The 23,351-nt window shown below is 48.9% G+C and carries 19 protein-coding genes; 11 read left to right on the forward strand and 8 right to left on the reverse strand.

All coding sequences use genetic code 11. From position 1 onward, the window contains the following. Positions 1-67: 67 nt before the first annotated feature. The 3 genes from GVY43_RS00100 to GVY43_RS00110 are packed head-to-tail and all read left to right on the forward strand — an operon-like array spanning position 68 to position 3,844. Positions 68-1,561 carry an NAD(P)/FAD-dependent oxidoreductase gene (locus tag GVY43_RS00100; protein ID WP_159561889.1) on the forward strand — a complete coding sequence of 498 codons (1,494 nt, stop codon included), beginning with the start codon at positions 68-70 and terminating at the stop codon, positions 1,559-1,561. Then, on the forward strand, positions 1,558-3,036 hold the full coding sequence (locus GVY43_RS00105; RefSeq protein WP_159561890.1) for an NAD(P)/FAD-dependent oxidoreductase: 1,479 nt from the start codon (positions 1,558-1,560) through the stop codon (positions 3,034-3,036). Before GVY43_RS00100 ends, GVY43_RS00105 begins: the two co-directional genes overlap by 4 nt. Then, complete coding sequence (locus GVY43_RS00110) at positions 3,005-3,844, forward strand: phytoene/squalene synthase family protein (protein ID WP_159561891.1); 840 nt, start codon at positions 3,005-3,007, stop codon at positions 3,842-3,844. The genes GVY43_RS00105 and GVY43_RS00110 overlap by 32 nt, the downstream gene beginning before the upstream one ends. Before the next feature lie 443 nt (positions 3,845-4,287). On the opposite strand, the gene GVY43_RS00115 is transcribed toward GVY43_RS00110, so the two are convergent. The 6 genes from GVY43_RS00115 to ybaK form a co-directional block, all read right to left on the reverse strand. Then, positions 4,288-5,754 carry an NAD(P)/FAD-dependent oxidoreductase gene (locus GVY43_RS00115; RefSeq protein WP_159561892.1) on the reverse strand — a complete coding sequence of 489 codons (1,467 nt, stop codon included), beginning with the start codon at positions 5,752-5,754 and terminating at the stop codon, positions 4,288-4,290. A 26-nt stretch (positions 5,755-5,780) separates the two neighbouring features. Beyond that, on the reverse strand, positions 5,781-6,848 hold the full coding sequence (locus GVY43_RS00120; protein WP_159561893.1) for a glycosyltransferase family 2 protein: 1,068 nt from the start codon (positions 6,846-6,848) through the stop codon (positions 5,781-5,783). After that, a complete protein-coding gene (locus tag GVY43_RS00125) occupies positions 6,845-7,543 on the reverse strand; it encodes a lysophospholipid acyltransferase family protein (RefSeq protein ID WP_159561894.1) in 699 nt (232 codons plus the stop codon). The genes GVY43_RS00120 and GVY43_RS00125 overlap by 4 nt, the downstream gene beginning before the upstream one ends. Next, positions 7,509-8,258 (reverse strand): carotenoid biosynthesis protein, encoded by a 750-nt coding sequence (locus tag GVY43_RS00130; RefSeq protein ID WP_074037647.1) that lies wholly within the window; start codon positions 8,256-8,258, stop codon positions 7,509-7,511. The genes GVY43_RS00125 and GVY43_RS00130 overlap by 35 nt, the downstream gene beginning before the upstream one ends. A gap of 88 nt (positions 8,259-8,346) precedes the next feature. After that, on the reverse strand, positions 8,347-9,045 hold the full coding sequence (gene pssA, locus GVY43_RS00135; RefSeq protein WP_031421233.1) for a CDP-diacylglycerol--serine O-phosphatidyltransferase: 699 nt from the start codon (positions 9,043-9,045) through the stop codon (positions 8,347-8,349). A 19-nt stretch (positions 9,046-9,064) separates the two neighbouring features. Beyond that, positions 9,065-9,529 carry a Cys-tRNA(Pro) deacylase gene (gene ybaK, locus GVY43_RS00140; RefSeq protein ID WP_159561895.1) on the reverse strand — a complete coding sequence of 155 codons (465 nt, stop codon included), beginning with the start codon at positions 9,527-9,529 and terminating at the stop codon, positions 9,065-9,067. A 150-nt stretch (positions 9,530-9,679) separates the two neighbouring features. Here ybaK and GVY43_RS00145 point away from each other — a divergent pair, with 150 nt between their 5' ends. Beyond that, a complete protein-coding gene (locus tag GVY43_RS00145; RefSeq protein WP_074037644.1) occupies positions 9,680-10,414 on the forward strand; it encodes an enoyl-CoA hydratase/isomerase family protein in 735 nt (244 codons plus the stop codon). A 23-nt stretch (positions 10,415-10,437) separates the two neighbouring features. Here GVY43_RS00145 and GVY43_RS00150 read toward each other — a convergent pair whose 3' ends face one another. Together GVY43_RS00150 and GVY43_RS00155 are read right to left on the reverse strand one after the other, a co-directional pair. Continuing rightward, positions 10,438-11,796, reverse strand: a complete 1,359-nt coding sequence (locus tag GVY43_RS00150) for an MATE family efflux transporter (protein WP_159561896.1) — start codon at positions 11,794-11,796, stop codon at positions 10,438-10,440. Positions 11,797-11,955: 159 nt separating this feature from the next. Further along, on the reverse strand, positions 11,956-13,740 hold the full coding sequence (locus GVY43_RS00155; RefSeq protein ID WP_159561897.1) for a glycoside hydrolase family 13 protein: 1,785 nt from the start codon (positions 13,738-13,740) through the stop codon (positions 11,956-11,958). A 370-nt stretch (positions 13,741-14,110) separates the two neighbouring features. Here GVY43_RS00155 and GVY43_RS00160 point away from each other — a divergent pair, with 370 nt between their 5' ends. The 7 genes from GVY43_RS00160 to GVY43_RS00190 all read left to right on the forward strand — a co-directional run bounded on the left by GVY43_RS00160 (position 14,111) and on the right by GVY43_RS00190 (position 23,350). Next, entirely contained in the window at positions 14,111-15,376 is a 1,266-nt protein-coding gene (locus GVY43_RS00160) for an extracellular solute-binding protein (RefSeq protein WP_074037640.1), read from the forward strand. Between the two features lie 105 nt (positions 15,377-15,481). Beyond that, positions 15,482-16,834: a sugar ABC transporter permease gene (locus tag GVY43_RS00165; RefSeq protein ID WP_015880983.1), complete on the forward strand. Its 1,353-nt coding sequence runs from the start codon at positions 15,482-15,484 to the stop codon at positions 16,832-16,834. A gap of 1 nt (position 16,835) precedes the next feature. Continuing rightward, positions 16,836-17,669: a sugar ABC transporter permease gene (locus GVY43_RS00170; RefSeq protein WP_074037639.1), complete on the forward strand. Its 834-nt coding sequence runs from the start codon at positions 16,836-16,838 to the stop codon at positions 17,667-17,669. A 23-nt stretch (positions 17,670-17,692) separates the two neighbouring features. Next, positions 17,693-19,195, forward strand: a complete 1,503-nt coding sequence (locus tag GVY43_RS00175; protein WP_159561898.1) for an alpha-amylase family glycosyl hydrolase — start codon at positions 17,693-17,695, stop codon at positions 19,193-19,195. A 55-nt stretch (positions 19,196-19,250) separates the two neighbouring features. Beyond that, a complete protein-coding gene (locus tag GVY43_RS00180; protein ID WP_015880986.1) occupies positions 19,251-20,309 on the forward strand; it encodes a LacI family DNA-binding transcriptional regulator in 1,059 nt (352 codons plus the stop codon). A 115-nt stretch (positions 20,310-20,424) separates the two neighbouring features. Continuing rightward, positions 20,425-20,844: a general stress protein gene (locus tag GVY43_RS00185; protein ID WP_159561899.1), complete on the forward strand. Its 420-nt coding sequence runs from the start codon at positions 20,425-20,427 to the stop codon at positions 20,842-20,844. Between the two features lie 208 nt (positions 20,845-21,052). Continuing rightward, a complete protein-coding gene (locus GVY43_RS00190; protein ID WP_159561900.1) occupies positions 21,053-23,350 on the forward strand; it encodes a glycoside hydrolase family 65 protein in 2,298 nt (765 codons plus the stop codon). Position 23,351 lies beyond the last annotated feature (1 nt).

Raw genomic sequence — 23,351 nt, forward strand, 5'->3', positions numbered from 1 at the left:
TTGTCTCCCGTCATTCCTATAATGATAGAGAAGCATAAGAGACTATTCACATAGGGAGTTGTTGAGTGTGTCGAAACAAAGAGTTGCCGTTATTGGGGCAGGACCAGGTGGGTTGGCTGCAGCGATGCTACTGGCGCATCGCGGTGTAGACGTCACCGTATTTGAGAAACAACCGTTTGTAGGCGGCAGAACGTCGCGCTTAGAAGTAGGTGAATTTGCGTTCGACCGAGGACCTACGTTTTTGAATATGCCTTATATTTTAGAAGAAATTTTTGAAGAGACAGGGCGTAATCTGCATGATTATGTCGAGATGAAGCAGTTGGAGCCGATGTATGATTTGTACTTCGACCGTGGGACGCGTCAACTCTCGATGACAACAGATCGTGATCAGATGTATCGCGCCATCGAAGAACAATTTCCAGGGAATGGCGAAGGTTACGAACGGTTCATGAGTGAACAGGCGATCAAACTGTCTAAATTGATGCCTGTGCTTCAGACCGCACATGACAAGCTTACCGACTATGTCTCGTTACGCGTGCTCAAGGCGCTACCGTTCCTCTCGATCGGTAAATCGCTTTATGACGTCTTGTCCGAGTACTTCACGAGCGAAGAGCTGAAGTATGCGTTCACGTTTCAGGCTAAATATTTGGGGATGTCCGCTTGGGAATGTCCGGGTGGATTCTCCATCTTGTCTTACATGGAACACGCCTACGGAGTGCATCACCCGATTGGCGGAGTGAACCAGCTGTGTCATGCGATGGCGAAAGTGATTGAAGAAGAGGGAGGCGTCATTCGTTTAGGCGAACCGGTAGAGCGTCTTCTCATGGATGATCAAAACGTGACCGGTCTCGTGTCCGGGAGTGTCCATTATGCGTTTGATGAAGTCGTGATTGGTGCTGACTTCGCACATGCGATGACGTCGCTCGTTCCAGACGGTAAACTAACGAAGTGGAGTCCGACTCAACTCAAGAAGAAGCGTTACTCGTGCTCGACATTCATGCTTTATCTCGGGCTCGACCATGTCTACGAAGATGTGGCGCATCACTCGATTCACTTCGCGGACGATTATGAATTGAATGTCAAAGAGATGACACAAGAATTGAAATTGAGCGAGGACTTCTCGTTTTATGTACAGAATGCCTCACGCATCGACCCGACACTTGCGCCTCCTGGCAAGTCATCGCTTTACGTTCTCGTACCGGTGCCGAACAATTTATCTGGCCTCCCGTGGGAGACGTTACAAGCGACCATGACAGAGCGCGTTCTCGACGCGCTTGAGACACGTTCCCCTTACCGAAACATCCGTCAACACATCGAGGTGATGGAGGCGTTGACGCCTGAGGACTGGAAAGCGTTTGGTGTATATGAAGGTGCAACGTTCAATCTAGGGCACAACTTATCGCAGATGATGTATTTCCGCCCGCATAACCAATTCGAAGAGCTCGACAACGTCTGGCTCGTCGGGGGTGGGACCCACCCAGGAAGTGGGCTGCCGACCATCTTTGAATCAGCGCGGATCACGACGAACCTTTTGCGTGACCGGGCAGGTGTCGGCCGATGAATATTAGCTTTGTCGGAGCAGGGGTCGGTACACTATATGCCGCCCTCTTATTGACGAAACGCAATCCGTCACTTCAAATCACGATTTATGAGAAAGAGGACCGGGTCGGTGGACGCTTGAACTACGTTGAATTCGATAATGGGGCGAAAGTCGATGAAGGTCCAACCATCGTCTTATTGCCGAGTAAACTGAAACAACAACTGATTGAGGCGGGTCTTCCTGAACATGAAGTGGAGTTGATTGAAGTCGATCCGCTTTATCGCTTACGTTATCAAGACGGGACATCGTTCTATAAATATCGGGAAATCGAGAGACAGGCGGAAGAAATCGAACGAACTTTCGGCGAAGGAGATGCCTTCCGTCAGTACATGTCCCAAAAGAAAGAAGAGTATCGGATTGGCTTCGATACGTTTTTAGATCGTAGTTATGCCTCAAAAGCGGAGTTGTTCGAGCCTAAACTACTTCTCCTTCTCATGCGGTTAAAAGCATATGAGACGGCTCATGCGAATATGAAACGCTTCTTTGAAGACGAACGTTTACGTGTCGCCTATAGTTTACAAACGCTCTATATCGGCGGAAATCCTTATGCCACTCCTTCGTTATATGGACTCATTCCTTATCGTGAACAAGAAGAAGGAGTCTGGTATGTAAAAGGAGGATATTTTTCGCTGGCGACGAAAATGGAACAAGAGTTGAAGCGTCGAGGTGTTCGTTTCGAGATGAATGCTACCGTCAATCGTGTCCATGTCACGGACGGGGTGGCCAATGGAGTCACGGTAAATGACGAATATGTACCGTATGATGCAGTCGTCGTGAACGGTGATTTTCCACTCATGGAGCGCCTGATTGATGGTGTGACGCCAAAGACGTATGAACCGTCAAGCGGTACGTTACTCCTTTATTTCACCGTCAACGGCGAACTCGACTTACCGGTTCACCAATTCGATTTACCGAATGATTTTGAAGGATCGATGCGTACGATCTTCGAGGATGGTAAACTAAGTGAGTATCCAGCGATGTACACCTTTAATCCATCGCGAATGGATACAACCCTCGCGCCAGAAGGAACGAGTGTATTATATGTTCTTGTCCCGGTTCCTCGAAAATTGGAACGAGAAGACTTTGAGGCACAAGGGACAATCGAACACCTATTAGGAAGAATCGAGGCATTCATGCCTGATTTTCGTGAACGTGTCATCGAGATGAAAGTCCGGACACCGATGGATGCTGAGCGATTCGGGTTGTTCGAAGGAGGAAGTTTTGGGATTGCACCAAAGTTATCTCAGTCAGCCGCCTTCAAACCACAAGCGAGACCATTCCCGAAAATCGAACGCCTCTATGCGGTGGGCGCATCCGTCCATCCATGCGGTGGCGTCCCCATCGTTATGATTGGGTCGCAATTACTTGTGAAAAAAATGGAAGAAGAAATGGGGGCAATGCATCGTGACGACACAAGAAGCGTATCGTCAATGTGAGGAAATCATGAAGAAGGGCTCGTTAACCTTTTACCGGGCCTTCTCTTTGCTCTCAAAACCAGACCGTCAAGCGGTCATGGCAGTATATACGTTCTGTCGCACTCTCGATGATGCGGTCGATGAATCAGACCGTCCAGAAGAGAGTTTGGCAGCATTTTTGCATGACTTCGACCGCTTTTTAGCTGGTTACGACCAAGATGAAGCACTATGGGTTGCCCTTCGTGATGTGTGGAAACGTTATGACATGGACGTCGAACCATTTTTTGAATTGGCGGAAGGGATGAAATGGGACTTACATAAGTCGCGGTATGAAACGCTCGAAGAGACCGAGCAGTATAGCTATTATGCAGCGAGCACGGTCGGTCTGATGCTGCTCCCGATCCTTGTCCCAAATCAGGACGCTGCGACGACACGTCAGCTAAGGCAAGGCGCCATCGACCTTGGCATTGCGATGCAACTGACCAATATTTTACGTGATGTCGGTGAAGATTTGAATCGAGACCGCATCTATTTACCCCGTACGATGATGCGTCAGTACGGTGTGAGTGAAGCGATGTTACACCAACGAGAAGTGACCCCTGTCTTTATCGATCTATGGGAGGCGTTGGCGAATCGTGCAGAGTTCTTGTATGAACGGGCACGCGAAACCCATCATCTGTATCCACTCGCGAGTCGAAAGCCGGTACAAGCAGCGGCTCTTCTCTATGAAGGGATTCTTGATGCGGCACGTGCGAATCGACATGACGTCTTCACAAAGCGGGCATACGTATCGACCTTACAAAAAGGAAAGTTGTTGGCAAAACTATAAGCGATTCGATTCCCTGTAGACGCTCGGTGGCGTCTACAGTTTTTTGTACGCAAAAAAAACCACTTTTGGCGGGGGACCAAAAGTGGCGTAAGCGTTATGTGATTCATTCATCGGGGAAACGAATGAATCGGTTTGTGATGAAGCCCTAAAGATGTGCCGGGATTCATGGGGAATGAATCAGTTGGGACATCTTCGTCGAAACAGGATGCTTGATGGACTAAGGGGGAACATCATACGCAAGCTGTCTCAACTACGGGATACGAGTGGGGAAACTCGCTCATCACTTTTTCTCGGGTGTGACAAGTTCAAAACGCGATGAGGCTCGGGGAAGCCATTCGATCGCTACAGGTGTAACAAACGCTACAGAACTGCTTGAACTCGAATATGATATTATCACGTCTTTCAATTGTCGACAAGTGTCGAAACTCGCGTTCACAAAATGTTCATATTGTCAGAGGTATGTCCTCTAACATCGATCGTGCAGCGAATTGTCCTGAAAGCGTCACCATCGGACTGCCACCGCCAGGATGAGTCGAACCGCCAGCGAACCAGATGTTCGATACATCTGTCGATCGCGGTGCAGGTCTAAAAAATGCCCCTTTTTTCGAGTTGGCCGATGTGCCATAAAGTGCGCCATAATACGCATAAAAATCGCGAGTCAAATCTTGTGGGGTCACCCGCTTATGGTAGAGCACCTCTTTTTCTTCCCAATCCACACCGAACATACGTAATCGTCTGCGAATCAAATGCTCATACGTATCTGCATCAATTTCGGTCAGATGTGCCGGAGCATTGACGAGGATGAACAGGTTGTCTCCTGCCTCGCCCATCGACGGATCGGTTGCGGATGAATTCGAAATATAGATTGTCGGTTCGTCTGCATAACGTTCTTCTTGGAAAAGTGCTTTAAATTCCCGTTCATAGTCGTCTGAGAAATAGACGTTATGGTGTGCCAAATTCAATCGTTTGGACAATCCGACCATCATGACGAATGCGGAAATCGAAGGTTCGACGGTATCGCGTGTTGGGACTGGGAAAGATGGGCGGTCTTTCGCGTCAACGAGTCGCGGGTATTGCGTCAAGAGTTCACCGTTGAGAAGAACGGCATCACACGAGATGACTTCTTGGTCATCGACGACGACCTCATGTGCTTTTCCGTTCAACACATCAATTTTCGTCACTTCATGACCGAGTCGGAACGTCAATCCGAGTTCGCTCGCCCGTTTGGCGAACCCTTTTGCGATATTCCAGTTTCCACCTTTCGCAAAATAGACACCTTCATTCAATTCCAAATGTGCGATAAGGGCGAACGTACCTGGCGTCACGTATGGGCTGCTACCAATGTACGTCGCATAGCGGTCGAGCGCCTGAATAATGCGTGGGTCCTTGAAATACTTCTTGTGAAGGGCGTGCAAACTTTGAAGTGGATGCACTTTGACCATGTCCGCCCAAAGACCGGGATCCAACTTTGTGTCCATTTGTGTGAAGAAGCGCTTATTCGCAATGTCGAACAGCTTTTCCGCTTCATCTAGATAGGCACGCATCTGATTGTGTTTCAACTGGTCACCGGTCAAACGCCGTACTTCGACCTCAAGTTTTGCCCGATCGGCACTGAACGTGAAGGATGACCCGTCTGTGTAGTGGTTGACGGTATGTTGATCGAGCTTGATTAACTCAAAATAGTCATCCGGATTGGCCCCACTATTTCGAATGACCGAACGAAATACATCCGGCATCGTGATTGTATTCGGACCGAAGTCGAACCGGTGACCGTCGGTGATGATGGGCATGAGTTTGCCACCGACATGTTGATTCTTTTCAATGACCGTGACTTCATACCCTCGTGCTGCGAGCGTGACGGCGGCGCTGAGTCCACCGAGACCAGCCCCAATCACTACGATTTGTTTCATACAATTGTCCCCCTTTAGACGTCTGCTTAGGAATAGTGACGACCTTTCCACGTGATGGGCAACCGTCTCCATTTACGAATGACGGCGTTCGCGAGTAAGGTCAAGTAAGCGATTAAACTGAGTGGATGGTACCATGTACCGGACCCATTTGATTTCAGATCGACTGCGAGACGCGCGAGGAGCACGAAAATCGCTGCGCTAATCGTCTGCCAACTCGGTGAAAAGATCCAAGCGAGCATAGCCGTCAACTGGATGCCGTAATATGTCATGAAGTACAAGGCGAGTCCTACTGATTCATTCATTCCCTTGAATACGTTCTTTGAAAACCCGGTCCACACTTCTTCATTCGTTTCATACATGTCGCAGGAGATGAACGGGGAGACTTGAACGAGTGACGTGACTTTTTGATGACGTTTGAACGTTCGACATAAATCGATATCATCAATCAACGACGTTCGAATAGCAGCATGTCCGCCAACTTCCTCGTAGCTGTTCCGCTCGACGAGTACGTTCATGCCATTCGCCGCGGCAAATGCGGGGTGTTTCACTTTACGCCAAAACAAAGGCAGATGTTGGGCGATGAGCACGTGTTGCATCGGAATCAACAATTTCCCGAGAAATGTTGACGTCGGAAATTGAGGGAAACCTGATAAAAAGACGGCCTGCTCTCGAGCGAGCGTGGCATGCATGCGGGCGATAAAACTCGAATCGATCGTGACGTCCGCATCTAAAAAGAGAAGATACGGTTCAGTCGTGCGTGATGCTAGTTGATGACAAGCATGAACTTTTCCGGCCCAGTCATGGGGCAAAGGAACACCTTGGATGACGGTAAAACGGGTATCGCTCCCAATTGCATGATTCAATTTTTCATATGTATCATCTTCAGAGCGGTCCTCGTAGATATAGACGTGAGTCCCTTCCGGTATCGCCTGCTTTAAGTTCGAAATCAGTCGTTCAACGTGACGCGACTCATTGCGCATCGGGATGCAGACGGCTGTCGCCGGTGTGCGTCCTGGGTCGGCGAGCGGTCTCAAGAACGAAAGATTGATTAGGGTAAAGATAAACATCGAGAGGGTGAGCAGCCATAAGATCATGAACGTCCCCTCCCAAGTTGGAACATCGTTTCTGTCCATTCAGCAAGATTACGACGTGGTCGAAAGAGCGGCACATAGGCATCAGACCGAATGATGGCGTCTTGTCGCACGTCGTCATAGAGCGCCTCGAGTGCTTGCGCGATTTCCTGCTTCTGAGCTCGTCGTGTCATCGATGTCACGACTACTGTTCGAAAGCGGACATATACAAGGGGTTCCGCATGGTTCTCAAACGAATAGTACATGGCGCATAATTGGACGGGGCGGTCGTTCAGCAACAACGTTGCGCCAGACTCGATTTCGACAGGTCGAAGTTCCTGTGGCATCTCTTGTCCTTGAGGGAACATCCAGACGGATTTCCCGGACGCGAGCAATTCATTCGCATAAGCCAGTGAGGCCCGTACATCGGAGAGACTTCCTTTTTTCACCGAGAAGGCACCGAGGTGTCGAAAGAACGGGAAGCGACGTAGTCCATCCTCGTCCATCAACACATGAATATCGTGTCGTAAAAAATGTTCATTGATCATATACATGATGAGACCGTCCCACCACGCGCTATGTGTACTTAAAAATAATCCGGGGGTCGGAACGTCGTCCGTTCGGATATAAATGTTATGGAAGGTGGGACGTATTTGACGTTCCCGCACGAACGTCGAGAACAGGTTATTGAACCATTTCTTTTTGTGTGACTCGATCATCGCGCCCCCTCCTTTCAAGTAGAATCACTCCGGATGTGAGGATGCTGAGGAGCCCGATGCCATAGAGACCTGCATTGACAGCCGTGACACCGAAGAGTGCGTGAAGCATGACGAACAAATAGACGCCGTGCCGGATGAACAAGGAATCAACAGCGCGTTCGTGACGCTGTAACAACCATGAGAAAATAAGGGATAACCCGAACCAACCGATAAAGTTTTGTGTCGGGATATCATAGTATAAGCCGTCATTCGCCCATTCCCAGTAGCCTTTCACGTTTGCCGCTACGGGATCGATTGCCATATCGAGCCATACGGCGAGAATCGGAACGAGCCATAAAATATTGTGGCGGAATGTGAAGAGACGGGCAACGGCAAAACTAGAGCCAATCACGGCAAGCCATGCCGCACCGATTGTGACAGGAACTCCAAAAACTGTCGGACCGAACGCTTCAGCATAAACGTATTCGCTGAACGGGAATCCCGTCTTTACGCCGAGTGTTTCAACGGCGATTGAACCGAAGAAAATAAACGGAACAATCCAAGCTCCTTGTCGAATTCCTTGATAAAGAATCGTTCCACCAATCGCCCCGGCTAGCCATAAAAAGACGGGGTTTGCCCACTCGAGCCAAGGTGGGAGCAGGTCGAATCCAACTAAAATCAACCCAATGAAATACCAAACAATAAACCATTTCCAAATAAACGGATACACTTTCATTCCATCACCTCTTCTTTTATTCTAAAGCTCATTGAAGTCTTCGTCTAACAAATGCATGTACAAAAAAGAGCCTCGCTGAACGAGACTCTCAATTGGCCATCCGTTTTCGTCTTTTCACGAACGAGAAGGCGATGAATAAGACATAGAACGGGACGGCGATGAACCAAAATGTCGGCCATTCTTTCCAACGTGCGAACATCATATACGTCACATAGACGAGACTGATGGTAATGATGAACGAGTGACGTGGCAATGGTACATCTTTAAAACTCGGGATACGAACACGGCTGACCATCAACAAGGCGAGCCCTGTGAAGAAAATCGGTGTCAACAGTTCACTGACGCGGTCACCGAACGTTGTGATGACAGCGAGAAGTCCCCCGGCGGCCGTGATCGGGACACCAGAGAAGTAACTCGCTGCAACGTTTGTCGCTGATAAATTGAAGCGAGCCAGACGATAGGCGCCGAATAGCGGGAAAAGTGCCGCAAAAAACAATCCATAATTGCCGTAATCAATAAAGAAGGTGTAATAAGCGAGCATCGCCGGTGCGACCCCGAACGTTACGATGTCAGCGAGTGAGTCCAATTCTTTTCCAAAATCGCCAGCGACCCCGAGCATACGGGCGAGGCGCCCGTCTAAACTGTCGAGCATCATCGCGATGATGATTAACAGTGTGGCGTTTGAGAAGTCACCACGTGCGGCGTAGACGATGGCGACGACACCACAAAATAAATTTCCGAACGTAAAGGAGTTTGGGACCCACGAACGGATACGTTCTTTCCACATAATTTTGCCCCCAGTAAGGTCATTGGCTGAACCAGTGCCCGTTTGTAAATTGCAGTAAATCTTCAGGTGTTAATTCGATTTGATAGCCGCGTTTTCCGGCAGAAATGGTGATTGTCTCTCTGTCTTGAGCTGCTTCGTGCAGATAGACAGGGAACGGCTTCTTCGCCCCAATCGGAGAGACTCCTCCTCGAATATAACCGGTCAATGTCTCGAGCTCTTTCATCGGGACGGTCGATGCTTTCTTCGCCCCCCAAGCTTTTGCGGCTGCTTTTAAATCGATGTCACGCTCTCCAGAGATGAGAAAGAAGGCATATTGCTTTTTCTCGTTCATGAGACAAATCGTTTTATACAGTTCGTCGAGCGGTTTATTCAATGTCATCGCCACATGTTTAGCTGAGACATCGGTGTCATCAACTTCATACGTATGATAGGTGAACGGAATCTTCTTCTGTTTCAGTTGCCGAGCGGCGTTTGTCAGTTGCATCTGACTCATCCTTTCGTGACCGACTCCTTTTAGAATAGCAAATCAACCAACTTCCCGGCAATTGAACTTCAAAAAACTTTTCAGTAAAGGAAGGAGTTTGAAGGAATGACGAAGAAATGAACAGTGATTCATTTTGAAAGGGGAATGAAAATGGAGACGATTCAATTGACGACACACAATGGAGTAGGGTGGTTGAAACTGAACCGACCTGAAAAGCTAAACGCCTTGAACGAGACGTTGCTTCGTGAAATGAAAACGGCAATCGACACATTTGAACAGGACGACGCGGTTCGTGTCATCGTTCTTGTCGGAGAGGGACGAGCGTTCTCATCCGGACAAGATTTAACGATCGAGAGCGATGCGGACTATGGGGAATATTTAGAAGACGTGTATCATCCACTCGTACGTACGCTTTTCTCATGTCAGAAACCACTCATCGCAGGGATTCACGGTGTCGTGGCTGGAGCAGGACTCAGTTTGGCACTCGCGGCAGACGTTCGAATCGTCGCCAAGTCGACGAAGTTCAGCTCGGCGTTCATTAAAATCGGGTTGGTCGCGGATGCGGGCGGCCCATATCACTTACGTCGACTCATGCGCGACGACCTCGCATTAGATTGGCTCTGGAGTGGCAGTACGATTGACTCGGATGCCGCGCGTACATTCGGGCTCGTCACTGAGCTCGTGGAAGATGCGATGTATACGGAGCGATTGACTTCATATGCGGAGACACTCGCTAGAAAATCACCGGTCGCTGTTCAAGGGATGAAGGCGCTCATGCGAGCCGCTTCATTTGAGGACGGATTGAATGAAGAAATCAAATGGCAACGGAAGTGTGGGGACACGGACGTGCACCGCCAAGCGATGCAGGCATTCTTGATGAAATGAAAAAAGCGGCTGCGGCCGCTTTTTTACGTGGTTGATTTTGCTTCGAACTGGAAGCCTTTTTGTTGCCATGTCCCGTATTTCCAACGACGGAACGCGAAGAATCCGCGGAACCACTCATCGAGGGAGAAGGCGAGCCAAATCCCAAGGATGCCGAGTCCCATTTGAAGACCGAACAAGTAGCTGAACGCCACGGCGACGCCCCACATCGAGGCAATTCCGATCATGACCGGGAAGCGGACGTCCCCGACAGACTTCAATGACCCCATCAAGACGATGTTCATGGCGCGACCCGGCTCTAAAATGAGCGTCGCCCATAAGATTGGCACACCGACCGCGATGATGTCTGGGTTTGATGTGAAGAGACCGAGTAGCGATTCGCTGAACACCGCTAAACCGAGAGAGGCGACGAACGATGCGAACATGGCAATCTTCAATGTCTTGACGGCACGATGATAGGCTTCTTTAAACCGTTTCCCCCCAATATCCCGTGCAATCAAAAGCTGGGTTCCTTGCGCGACGGCGACGGTGAACAAGAAGGCAAGCATTGACAAGTTCATCACGTACACGCGAGCGGCGAGAGAGGCTTCCCCCATCGTCGCAATAAATCCAGTGATGATAATTTGGGATGCCTGATACGATAAATTCTCTCCGGCAGAAGGGACTCCAATCTGAAGGAGTGACTGGATGTCGTCTTTCTTCGGACGAATCACTTCTTTTAACGGGAAGCGGATCATGAGCTTCCGTTTGACGAGCCAGAACAAGAGAACCATAGCGGCGAATCGTGCGATCACGATGGCCCAGGCGACGCCGGCAACACCTGTGACCGGAAGTCCAAACCAGCCGGTAACGGCAAAGATGGCACCGACGGCGGTGATGATATCAATCAGAAGCGTCGCGAGCATGGCGTGTTTGGTCATACCGTGACTCCGGAGGATCGAACTGAGCGCCATGATCAGTGCTTCGGTGAATAACGACAAGCCGACGATTTGCAGGAACAACAGCCCGTGCGCAAACAGTTCGTCCGATAGCTCGAACAAGCGTAAGAACGTTTCACCGAACAAGAAGATGACGACGACCATGATTGCACCGAGCCACATGTTCAAACTGACGGCGGAGCGGGCGAAGTCGCGACTCTTCTTCATGCGCTGTGCCCCGATGGCCTGACCGATCAAAATGGTCGCCCCGACAGACGTCACACTAAAGACAATCAAGAACACGTTTAAGATTTGGTTGGCAACCCCGACGGCCGAAGCAGCAGCGTCTGAGTAGTGAGCGAGCATCAATGTGGCGATAATCCCGGTTCCCATGTGGAGGGCAAGTTCGATGAAAATCGGCCACGACAGTTTGAACAGGGTCAGCTGTTCCGTTTGTTTCGTCTGCATGTAGTGTATTCTCCCTTTTCTCTATAATTCTTTCTATTAACTATTTGTTTTATAAAAATGTCAAAGGTCATCTTACTCCTTATGAAATGAAAAAGAAAGGGGTTTGCTAAATTATTTTCAACAAAAAAATCACCCGAAGGAATCAGGTGATTTTCGAATTTATTTCAATTTCAGAATAGCAGCACTGAATGGAGCGAGTTCGATTTCGAGTGAGTCGAGGTCACGGTCATGCAAGAGGTCCGTGGCGGCTCCTGTATAACCGAGCGGATTCAGTTTCGAAGCAGAGTCTGAGTTGTTGAAGTAAACCAAGTATGTCTCATCTTTCGTACACCGCTCGATGATGACTGCATTGTTCGCATCGTCGACCAGGTTGAAGCGATATGAGCCGGCATTGGCGAGCGCAGGGTGTTCCTTACGAAGCTGGATGAGCTTTTGGATGTAGCGGAAGAGATTACGGTCTTCTTCGGCTTCATCCCACGGCATACAGCGACGGCAACCTGGATCTTGTTCGCCTTCGAGTCCGATTTCGTCCCCGTAATAAATACATGGGCTACCCGTATAAGTCAGCATTGAAGTCATCAAGAGTTTGAACTTGCCTTTATGTCCTTTCGCTCGTGTCAACGCGCGGGGGGTGTCATGCGAATCAATCAAGTTGAACGTGACTTCGTTGACGTTCATCGTGTTCATCATCTCGACACGCGTCAATTCATTGCGGAACTCAGAAGCGGTCGTCCGGTCGAGTGCGAAATAGTTCAAGCTCGCGTTCGTGAACGGATAGTTCATGACGGCATCGAACTGGTCGCCTTGTAGCCAAGGTTGTGAATCGTGCCAAATCTCTCCGAGAATATAAGCTTCCGGGTTCGCATTTTTGACGGTCTTACGGAAGTCACGCCAGAATGCATGATCGACTTCGTTGGCAACGTCAAGACGCCATCCGTCAATGCCGAATTCTTCGACCCAGTAACGGGCGACATCTAATAAGTAAGCTTTTAATTCGGGATGTTCTGTATTGATTTTCGGCATGTTCTTTTCAAATGCGAACGTATCATAGTTCGGCTTCGGTTCTGTGACAACCGGGAAATCGCGAAGGTAGAACCAATCACGGTACTCAGAGGACGGACCGTTTTCGACGACGTCTTGGAACCATGGGTGATGATATCCGACATGATTGAAGACTGCGTCGAGCATGACTTTGATGCCGTTCTCGTGCAAGAGGTCGACCATCTCTTTAAATTTCTCTTTCGTCCCGAACTGTGGATCGATTTCCATGTAGTCGAGCGTATCGTACTTATGGTTTGTCGTCGCTTTAAAGATCGGGCAGAAGTAGATGCCGGTGATCCCGAGTTCGACTAAATGATCGATATGGTCGATCACTCCTTGGAAGTCGCCACCGAAAAAGTTTGTCGTCGTCGGCTCTGTCGAGTTCCATGGGAGCGTCTCTTCAGGATCGAGCGAAGCATCGCCATTTGCGAAACGGTCCGGGAAGATTTGATACCAGACCGTATCCTTCACCCAAGAAGGCGCATGGAAGATATCGATTGGGTTGATGAATGGGACACAGAAGTAGTAACCCGTATCATCGAGCGGCTTCTCTTCGAACCATCCTTTTTCGGTATAAACGGCCGTCTCTTGTCCATCATTCAAACGGAAGCCGTAACGTAGACGTCGGAACGGCGGTTTGATGGAGATGAACCAATAGTCGTAGGCGTCGTCAAACCCGATTTTCTCCATTGGAGTCTCGTATGTACGCCAGTAGCTCGGCTTATCCGGATCGAAGTTCCACATGGCTGGGTCTTCAGCATGCCAATCATAAGGGTCGTTCCAAATCAAATCGACCGATTCGATATCGCCTCGCTTCGTATGGAAACGAATGTGGATTGTCTCGCGATCATATTTGTAGACGAACGGGGACATGGCACGATGATAAATCGCTTCTTTCATCATAAGGAAAACATTCCTTTCTTTATAGGGGATGACATCATTTTACAACATCGGGAATCAAAGAGAACAGATGTTGCGAAAACGTTTGCTCAAGCAAAGGTTAATAAAGCGTTTACATTTTGTCAATTGCTGAAACGCATAAAAAGTGAAGAATTGAGAACAAACATTTGAAAATTACATAAATGGGTCAACAGACGTAAAAAAAGTGTAAAAAAAGACTTGTAAAACGCTTTCACAACTGTATAATAAAAATTGAGGTGAGGATGCAAACGTTTTCACTACCGTGTCAATTTCGTAGCGGAGTTTTAAAATTGACGTGGTCGTGCGATTGCGCAAATCTGACCATACTATTTCCTTGGGGAGGTTTTTCATCATGAAGATGAAAAAAATGGTAGCAGGACTTTCAACAGCAGTATTCGCATTCGGTGCACTTGCTGCATGTGGTGGCGGAACGGACAACGGATCTTCTAACGAAGGTGGTTCTTCAAGCGAGAACAAACCTGAAAAGATCGTCATCTGGGAAGACATCGAAAAGTCTGAAACAACGAAAGAAGTTGCGAAGGCGTTCGAAGAAGAGCATGGCGTAAAAGTTGAAGTTGTCGAAGTACAGATGACAGACCAAAAAGACAAGCTCGCGCTTGACGGTCCAGCTGGAAAAGGTCCAGACATCGTGCTCGTACCACACGACCAGATTGGTACAATCGCAGACCAAGGTCATTTGGCTCCAATCGCTGACGAAGGATCGCTTGACGCGTTCACAGACGCTGCGAAATCAGCTGTCATGTTCGATGGACAAGCTTACGGATATCCAAAATCAGTTGAGACACCAGTTCTCATGTATAACAAAGACTTGATGGCTGAAGCTCCAGCATCTATGGACGACCTTTACAAGTTGTCAAACGATGTAAAAGCTGACGGCGAGTACGGATTCCTTGCACTTTGGGATAACTTCTACTTCGCACACGGTGTTGTCGCTGGATTCGGCGGATACGTGTTCAAAGAAGACGGTGGCGCACTCGACCCAGCGGATATCGGTTTGAACAACGAAGGCGCAGTTGAAGGATTCGAATACATCGGTAAATGGTACGAAGAAGGCCTCTTCCCTAAAGGATTGATCGGAGAGTCTGGCGGCCAAGCGATGGACCAACTCTTCACTGAGAAGAAAGCTCACTCAGTCATGAACGGACCATGGGCTGTAGCTGGTTACACAGATGCAGGCGTGAACCTCGGAGCGGCTCCAATGCCAACACTTCCGAACGGTGAGCCAATCAAGACGTTCATGGGTGTGAAAACATATGCCCTTTCAGCTTACACAGAAAACCAAGAGTGGGCTGAAATGTTCCTTCAAGAGTTGACGAATGAAGAAAACGCATTGGCAATGTTTGAAGCATACAACGAGATCCCACCAGTAGCAGCACTCGAGTCGAACGAGACAATCACGTCGAACGAAGTTGCGAAAGCGGTATTCGACCAAGCAACAAACGCAATCCCAATGCCGAACATTCCTGAAATGGGACAAGTTTGGGAGCCAATGGCTCAAGCGCTTCAGCTTGTAGCAACTGGTAAACAAGATGCACAAAAATCTGCAGATGATGCAGTGAAAGTCATCGAACAACAAATCCAAGCGAACAACCAATAAGGAATTGAGATGACGGGGTACGCCACATGGCGTTCCCCATCATTTTCTAGCATTGAGCAAACGTTTGCTTGATTGATTTGCTCAAATCGAAAGGAGAAACTGAGGATGGCTGCAATTGCGAACCCTAAATCACCGGACCAACGCCCGGACAAGCCTACAAACCATGCTCGGAACGCGGGACTACTTTCCATCATTCCGGGACTCGGACAGTTATACAACAAACAATACGCGAAGGCGGTAGCGTTCTTTATCGTCGTCGTATCTTATTTTGCCGTAAACTATGATCTATTTTTCAAAGGGGCGGGCGCCGGACCAGGTGACCGTGGAGGACTTTGGGGATTGATCACGCTTGGTGAAGTGCCAGGACCTCGTAACGACCACTCCATCTTCTTGATGGTCGAGGGGATTGTCGCGTTAATTTTACTTTTCTTCGGAATCGCGTTCTATGTTTGGAACATTCGTGACGCCTATCGTGTCGGTCGCGCTCGTGATCAGCATCTAAACCTTCCATCGTTCCAAATGCAACTTCGCAACTTGCGTGACCATGGATTCCCATACTTAATGTTAATCCCATCACTCATTTTGTTAGTGTTTACAGTTATTCTTCCATTGATCTTCACGTTCTTGATCGCCTTCACGAACTATCGCTATAACAACGCACCACCAGCGAAACTCGTCGAATGGGTCGGATTCGAGAACTTCACGCGTATCTTTGAAATTGATATCTTCCGTGACACATTCGTCGGAGTACTCGGCTGGACGCTTGTCTGGACGGTCGCTTCAACGACAGGTGTCATCGCGATCGGAATCTTCCTTGCGGTGCTCTTGAACCAAGAAGGACTTCGCTTCCGTCGTTTGTTCCGTTCAATCTTGATTCTTTCATGGGCGGTCCCAGCATTCATCACGATCTTAATCTTCCGCTCGATGTTCAACGAGTCGTTCGGGGTGTTCAATACGACAATCTTACCGGCGCTCGGTCTTGACCCAGTCAACTGGATGACCGATCCGACGGCGACACGTACGGCACTCGTTCTCATTCAATGGTGGCTCGGCTTCCCGTTCATCATGACGCTCATGACGGGTGTGCTTCAGTCGATTCCTGGTGACTTGTATGAAGCGGCGACAATTGACGGAGCGACGATCTTTGATAAGTTCCGCTTGATCACATTGCCGATGCTCTTGTTCGCAACTGCACCGATCTTGATCACGCAGTTCACGTTCAACTTCAACAACTTCAACATCATCTATCTCTTTAATGGCGGTGGCCCTGCTGTACCTGGACAAACGGCCGGCGGTACCGACATCTTGATTTCTTGGATTTACAAATTGTCTCTCGGTGCCAACCCGCAATACGGACTTGCGGCTGCGATCACACTCATCTTGTCATTCTTCATCATGACGCTTGCCGTGATCCAGTTCCGTCGGACAAAATCTTTCAAAGACGAGGATATGATCTGATATGAAAAAACAAAAACGAATCAATTTGGCGATCTCGTATGTCATCTTGACGCTTGCGTCGATCATCATTCTCTATCCGATGCTTTGGGTTGTCGGCACATCGTTCAACCCGGGGCGTACGATTACGTCAACGATTATTCCAGCAAATCCTACGTTCATTCACTACAAAAACTTGTTTGACCTAACGATTTCGGATTATAGTTTATGGTATGTGAACACGTTGAAAATCGCTTTCATCACGATGGCACTCTCAGTCGTCTTGGTGACGATTACTGGATACGTCTTCTCACGTTACCGCTTCGTCGGACGGAAGAACTCGCTCGTCTTGTTCCTCGTCCTTCAAATGGTGCCACAGTTCGTTGCGATCATCGCGATTTATGTGTTGCTCAACATGCTCAATCTTCTTGACACACATACAGCGCTCATCTTGCTCTATGCGGGTGGTGCGATTCCGATGAACACGTACTTGGCGAAAGGGTACTTCGACACGATTCCGAAAGAACTTGACGAAGCAGCCCGCATGGATGGTGCTGGTCACCTCCGAATCTTTTGGCAAATCATCTTGCCGCTCGCGAAGCCGATTGTCGCAACGATTGCTCTCTTTAACTTCATGGGACCATTCAACGACTTTATCTTGGCATCGCTCGTCCTTCGTTCACCAGAGAAACAAACATTGGCAGTTGGTCTTTACAACATGATTTCGAAACAGTTCGATAATAACTTCACGTTATTTGCGGCAGGTGCAGTTCTATCAGCCCTTCCAATCGTCATCTTGTTCTTCATGTTCCAACGCTACTTCGTTTCTGGCCTCACAGCGGGTGGTACGAAAGGATAATACTCGTAAAAGGAGGAAGCGATATGAGGCGAGGCGTCGTGCTCGTGCTCCTGTCGCTTCTTTTGTTTCCGACCGTCGTCGGAGCAAAGGAAGCCGCTACTTGGGAACAAGAACGCATGTATTTTATTATGGTCGACCGATTTGTTGACGGAAATCCGGACAACAATGAACAGGTGGACAAAGATGATCCGAAAGCATTTCACGGTGGTGATATCCGTGGAATCATTGAGAAGCTCGATTATATCGAATCACTCGGCTTCACATCGATTTGGCTGACGCCCGTTTTTGAGAATATGCCGGACGGCTATCACGGGTATTGGATTAAAGATTTCTATAACATCGATCCACAGTTTGGAACGAAAGAGGATTTACAGGAACTCGTTCAGGAAGCGCACAAGCGAGATATGAAAGTCATTCTCGACTTCGTCGTCAACCATGTCGGTCCGAACCACCCGTGGGTTAAAGAAAAGCCGGAATGGTTCCATGAACAGTTACCGATTGTATTTTGGAAAGACCAGGAGCAAGTCGAGACGCACTGGTTGTTCGACTTACCTGACTTCAAAACAGAGGATCCGGAAGTCAAATCGTATTTGATTGATGCGGCGAAGTACTGGATCGAAGAGACGGACATCGACGGCTATCGCCTCGATACGGTTCGTCACGTCGATAAAGCATTCTGGAAAGACTTTGTCGAAGGTGTGCGGTCGGTCGACCCAGACTTTTACTTACTCGCCGAAGTGTTCGACCCAGATCCGCAATACGTCGCGCAATATGACGATCTCGGGTTCAACAGCATCACAAACTTTACATTTTATGACCGTGTGTCGAAAACGATGACGCAACAGCAAGCGAACGTCGACGAGATTGACGTTGCCGCAAGCTATGCCGAAACGTTCTTCAACGACCCGAACCAGATGGCGACGTTCCTCGATAATCACGATGTCGAACGCTTCATGCATATGGCGGAACTCGGTGGTGTGGAATCGGCGGAACGACGCTTACGCCTCGGTTTGTTCGCGCTTTATGCGTCACCTGGTATGCCGATCGTCTTCCAAGGGACAGAAAATGCGCAGACCGGTGGAGCCGACCCGGCGAACCGTGTCATGACGGAATTCCCGGGAAATGAGGAGTTGCATGAATACGTCGCGACCATGAACCGCATGCGGGAAGAGTATCCGGTCTTTGCGACAGGAGAGCAACGCATGATCGCCTCGGAAGATGGGATGGCTGTCTTCGAACGGAAAGACGGAGATGACGTTGCGCTCTATGCAATCAACATGAATCGTGACAATCGAGAGATTGAGATCGATGTCAGTGAAATCGGGGAAGATATGAGACTTCGTGGTCTTTTATTCTCACAACTGGTCACAGATCAGCGCGGAACGTTTACAATTGAACTATCTGGTGAAAGTGCGAACGCTTACATCGTTGAGGAATCTTCGGTCAATCCGTGGATGATGGGCTTGCTCGTCGTTACGATTCCGATTTTCTTGACTGGTTTGGTCATGTGGAAGCGCCGCAAATAAAGACATGAAACGCCGCAAGGCACGAATCGAACTCACGGAAGCAGGGGGGAACACCATGCAAATTACAATCAAAGATGTAGCGAAGCACGCGAACGTCGCGCCGTCGACAGTCTCTCGCGTCATCGCCAACAGCCCAAGAATCAGTCAAAAGACAAAAGAACGGGTCAGAAGTTCCATGGAAGAACTCGGGTATCATCCGAACATTCATGCGAGAAGTCTCGCTAACCGCTCGACGCAGTCGATTGGTCTCGTCATGCCGAGCGCGGCAACAAAGACACTTCAAAACCCGTTCTTCCCGGAAGTGCTACGAGGAATTAGCACGAAGGCGCACCAGAATGGATACTCGCTTTATATGACGACCGGCGTGACAGAAGAAGAAGTTTTGTCCGGTGTGATCGAGATGGTTCAAGGACGCCGTGTCGACGGTGTCATCGTTCTTTATTCACGTGAAGACGACCAAGTCGTCCAATACTTACGTCAAACGAAGTTTCCGTTCGTCGTGGTCGGGAAGCCGTTCGGGGACGCTTCTTCCATCACTTACGTCGATACGGACAACTATTTGGCTGGTCGCGAAGTGACGAAACACCTTTATAACTTAGGTCATCGTCGCATCGCCTTCATCGGGGGATCGGATAAACTCGCCGTCACACAAGATCGTCGGAACGGGTACGCGACAGCCCTCATGGAAGCAGGCATTCCGGTATGCGAAGATTACATCGCCCGGGCCGAATTCATGACAAAAGGTGGCGCGAAGGCCGTCCGTGAGTTGTTGCAAAACGAGGAACCACCGACAGCCGTCGTCGTCAGTGACGATATGATGGCACTCGGCGTCATCAGCACATTAAGCGAGATGGGGCTCAAAATCCCAGAGGACGTCGCGGTCGTCAGTTTCAATAACGTTTATATCGCGGAGCACTCGAACCCGCCACTCACTTCGGTCGAAATTAACATCTTCGGTCTCGGTTTCGAGGCGACGAACTGCTTGATCGAACAAATCAGTGATAATGCTCCCCCTTATGGGAAGCGTGTCATCGTGCCACATTATCTGGTCGTCCGCCAATCATGTGGGCAGAAGAAGAGTAAGGCGACCGAAACATTAGAATCGAATTCTTGATTTATCAGGCGATTTCGCAGAAGCGGAGTCGTCTTTTGCATATCCTTTTGATTGAAGCTTCATGAAGTAGGGAACAAGTTTCACGAAGGAATCGAAATCGAAAGGATGGATAGAGATGAGTGAAAGAAGATTTGTCGGAACATTCGATACGAAAGAAAGCCTACTGTCTAAGATCAATGAGCTGAAAGAGAGTGGGTATGATGAAGGGGAACTATTTGTCGTGACGGAGCGGGATGAAGCCGTTCATGTCCTTAAACGAGAGACGGACCTAAACATAGAAGAAGGTGACACATTCTGGCTAGACAACCTCAACGGAGGGGGAAGCGAGGATCGGGATACGAAACAGGCGCTCACCGATTTAGGGATCTCAGACCACGAAATCGAACAGGCGCATGCTTCAATCAAACAAGGAGGATATGCACTCGTCATCGACGAACCCGATACCGGATTCAATGATGGGCGAAGTGCGGTATTCGAGGGACACGAAGCGAATGCGGCGTTTGGTGAGGATCAGGAAAATGGACAGAAAGATTGATTGAAACCGTCTCGATGAGAGGCGGTTTTTTTGATTGTAAAATGTGATGAAAAAAAGAAAGAAAAAGTTTTATGCAAACGATTGCATTCTCGTTTCAGTTGTGTAAAATGAAAGGTGAGATTAAATACAGCGCTTTCATAGACAAACGGTTGCATGAACTAGTTGTCCGTCGAAGGTAGCCTTGTAGAGAAAAAGGAGTGGCAGACAGATGAAACGATTGTTTGCAGTCGATGAATGGAAAGTAACAGAGGAAGGTCTTCACCCGAAAGAGAACCGTCTTGCAGAATCCATCACATCGCTCGGGAACGGGCATATGGGGATGCGAGGAAACTTTGAGGAAGATTACTCGAATGATACGCACCAAGGATTCTACGTGGCGGGCGTCTACTACCCGGACAAAACACGTGTCGGTTGGTGGAAGAACGGATACCCTGAATACTTTGCCAAAGTGTTGAATGCGACAAACGTCATCGGTCTCCGCGTGGTCATCAATGGTACACCGGTCGACTTGGCAAAATGGGAAGTGAAAGATTTCACCCGCGAGCTCGACATGCAGCGTGGTGTCCTCACACGGACGTTCACCTTGATGAACGGGACAGAAGAGACGAAAGTGGAAGTCATCCGCTTCTTCTCGATCGTGGATAAAGAAGTCTTGGCAATCCGTTACAACGTCACACCAGTCAACTACGAAGCAAAAATTGAGTTCACTCCATATTTAGATGGCGATGTCGTCAACGAAGACTCGAACTACGATGAGAAGTTCTGGCTTCCGGTCGACCGTGGTGTGGAAGAGCGTTTCGCTTTCGTTACGACGAAGACGAAGAAACTCGACTGGCATGTCACGGCATCGATGATTGCGGACGTCGAAGGCGCTCGTTGTGAAGTGCTTGAAGCGACAGATTTGTTTGTTGCCAACAAATTCACTGTCAACGTAACGGCCGGTGAGACAGCGACAGCCTACAAGTATGTGTCGGTCGTCACGAACCGCGACCACGAGGTTGAAGCATTGCAGTCAGCTGGGATGACACGTGTCGAAGCGGCGTTTGAAAAAGGATTTGAGACACTTCTCGCTGAACAGACGGAAGCATGGCTCGCACGCTGGGAAGATGCGGATGTTCGTATCGATGGAGACATCGAGGCACAACAAGGAATTCGTTTCAACATCTTCAACATGTATCAAACATATACAGGTGAAGATTCACGTCTTAACATCGGTCCAAAAGGATTCACAGGTGAGAAGTACGGCGGTGCGACGTATTGGGATACTGAAGCCTACTGCCTCCACTTCTACTTGGCGACAGCCAAACCAGAAGTCTCATGGAACTTGCTCAAATACCGTCACAATCAACTGCCACAGGCAAAAGAGAATGCTATAAAGAATGTCGGTATGGAAGGCGCGCTTTATCCGATGGTCACGATGAATGGGGAAGAGTGCCACAACGAGTGGGAAATCACGCATGAAGAGATTCACCGTAACGGTGCGATTGCCCATGCCATCTTCAACTATACGAACTTCACAGGCGACAAGTCGTACCTTGGACAATACGGATTGGAAGTATTGGTCGAGATCTCGCGTTACTGGGCTAGCCGCGTCAACTTTGTCCCGCACAAAGACGTGTATATGATCCTAGGCGTCACAGGTCCAAACGAATATGACAACAACGTCAACAACAACTGGTATACGAACTTGATCGCCGCATGGACGCTCGAATATACGCAGGAAGTGTACAACTACTTGAAAGAAGTAGAACCTGCACGTCTCGAAGAACTCGTGTCGACACTCGGCATCACGGATGCTGAACTTGCGAAGTGGGCAGACATCCAAACGAAGATGTATTATCCAAAAGATGATCTCGTTCCAGATGTTTTCATGCAACAGGACGGATTCATGGATAAAGAGCAGATTTTGGTGAAAGACCTCGATCCGAGACATCTTCCGCTCAACCAAAACTGGTCATGGGATCGCATTCTTCGCTCGAACTTTATCAAACAAGCAGACGTCCTCCAAGGACTCTATACGTTCGGTGACCGCTTCACGGTCGAACAGAAGCGTGCAAACTTTGACTTCTACGAGCCACGCACGGTTCACGAATCGAGCTTGTCACCATGCGTCTACTCGATCATTGCGGCAGAAGTCGGTTATGAAGACAAAGCGGTCGAGTTGTACCAACGTTCGGCGCGCCTTGACCTCGACAACTATAACAATGACACGGAAGACGGATTGCACATCACGTCGATGGTCGGTTCGTGGATGTCCATCGTTCATGGATTCGCTGGAATGCGCATTCAAGAGGATAACCTCTCGTTTAGCCCGATGATTCCGAAAGATTGGAACGGTTACTCGTTCAACATGCTCTGGCGCGGCCATCACTTGACGGTCACATCATCACGTGAACAAGTGACAATCAAGCAAACAGGTGGTACAGACGTGACCATCCATGTGTATGGAAATGCGGTAACGGTTCCTGCGAATGAATCGATTACAATCGAGACAGTGAAAGCGTGAC

Source organism: Exiguobacterium sp. 8H, assembly GCF_902506255.1.
GTDB classification, from domain to species: Bacteria; Bacillota; Bacilli; order Exiguobacteriales; family Exiguobacteriaceae; genus Exiguobacterium; species Exiguobacterium profundum.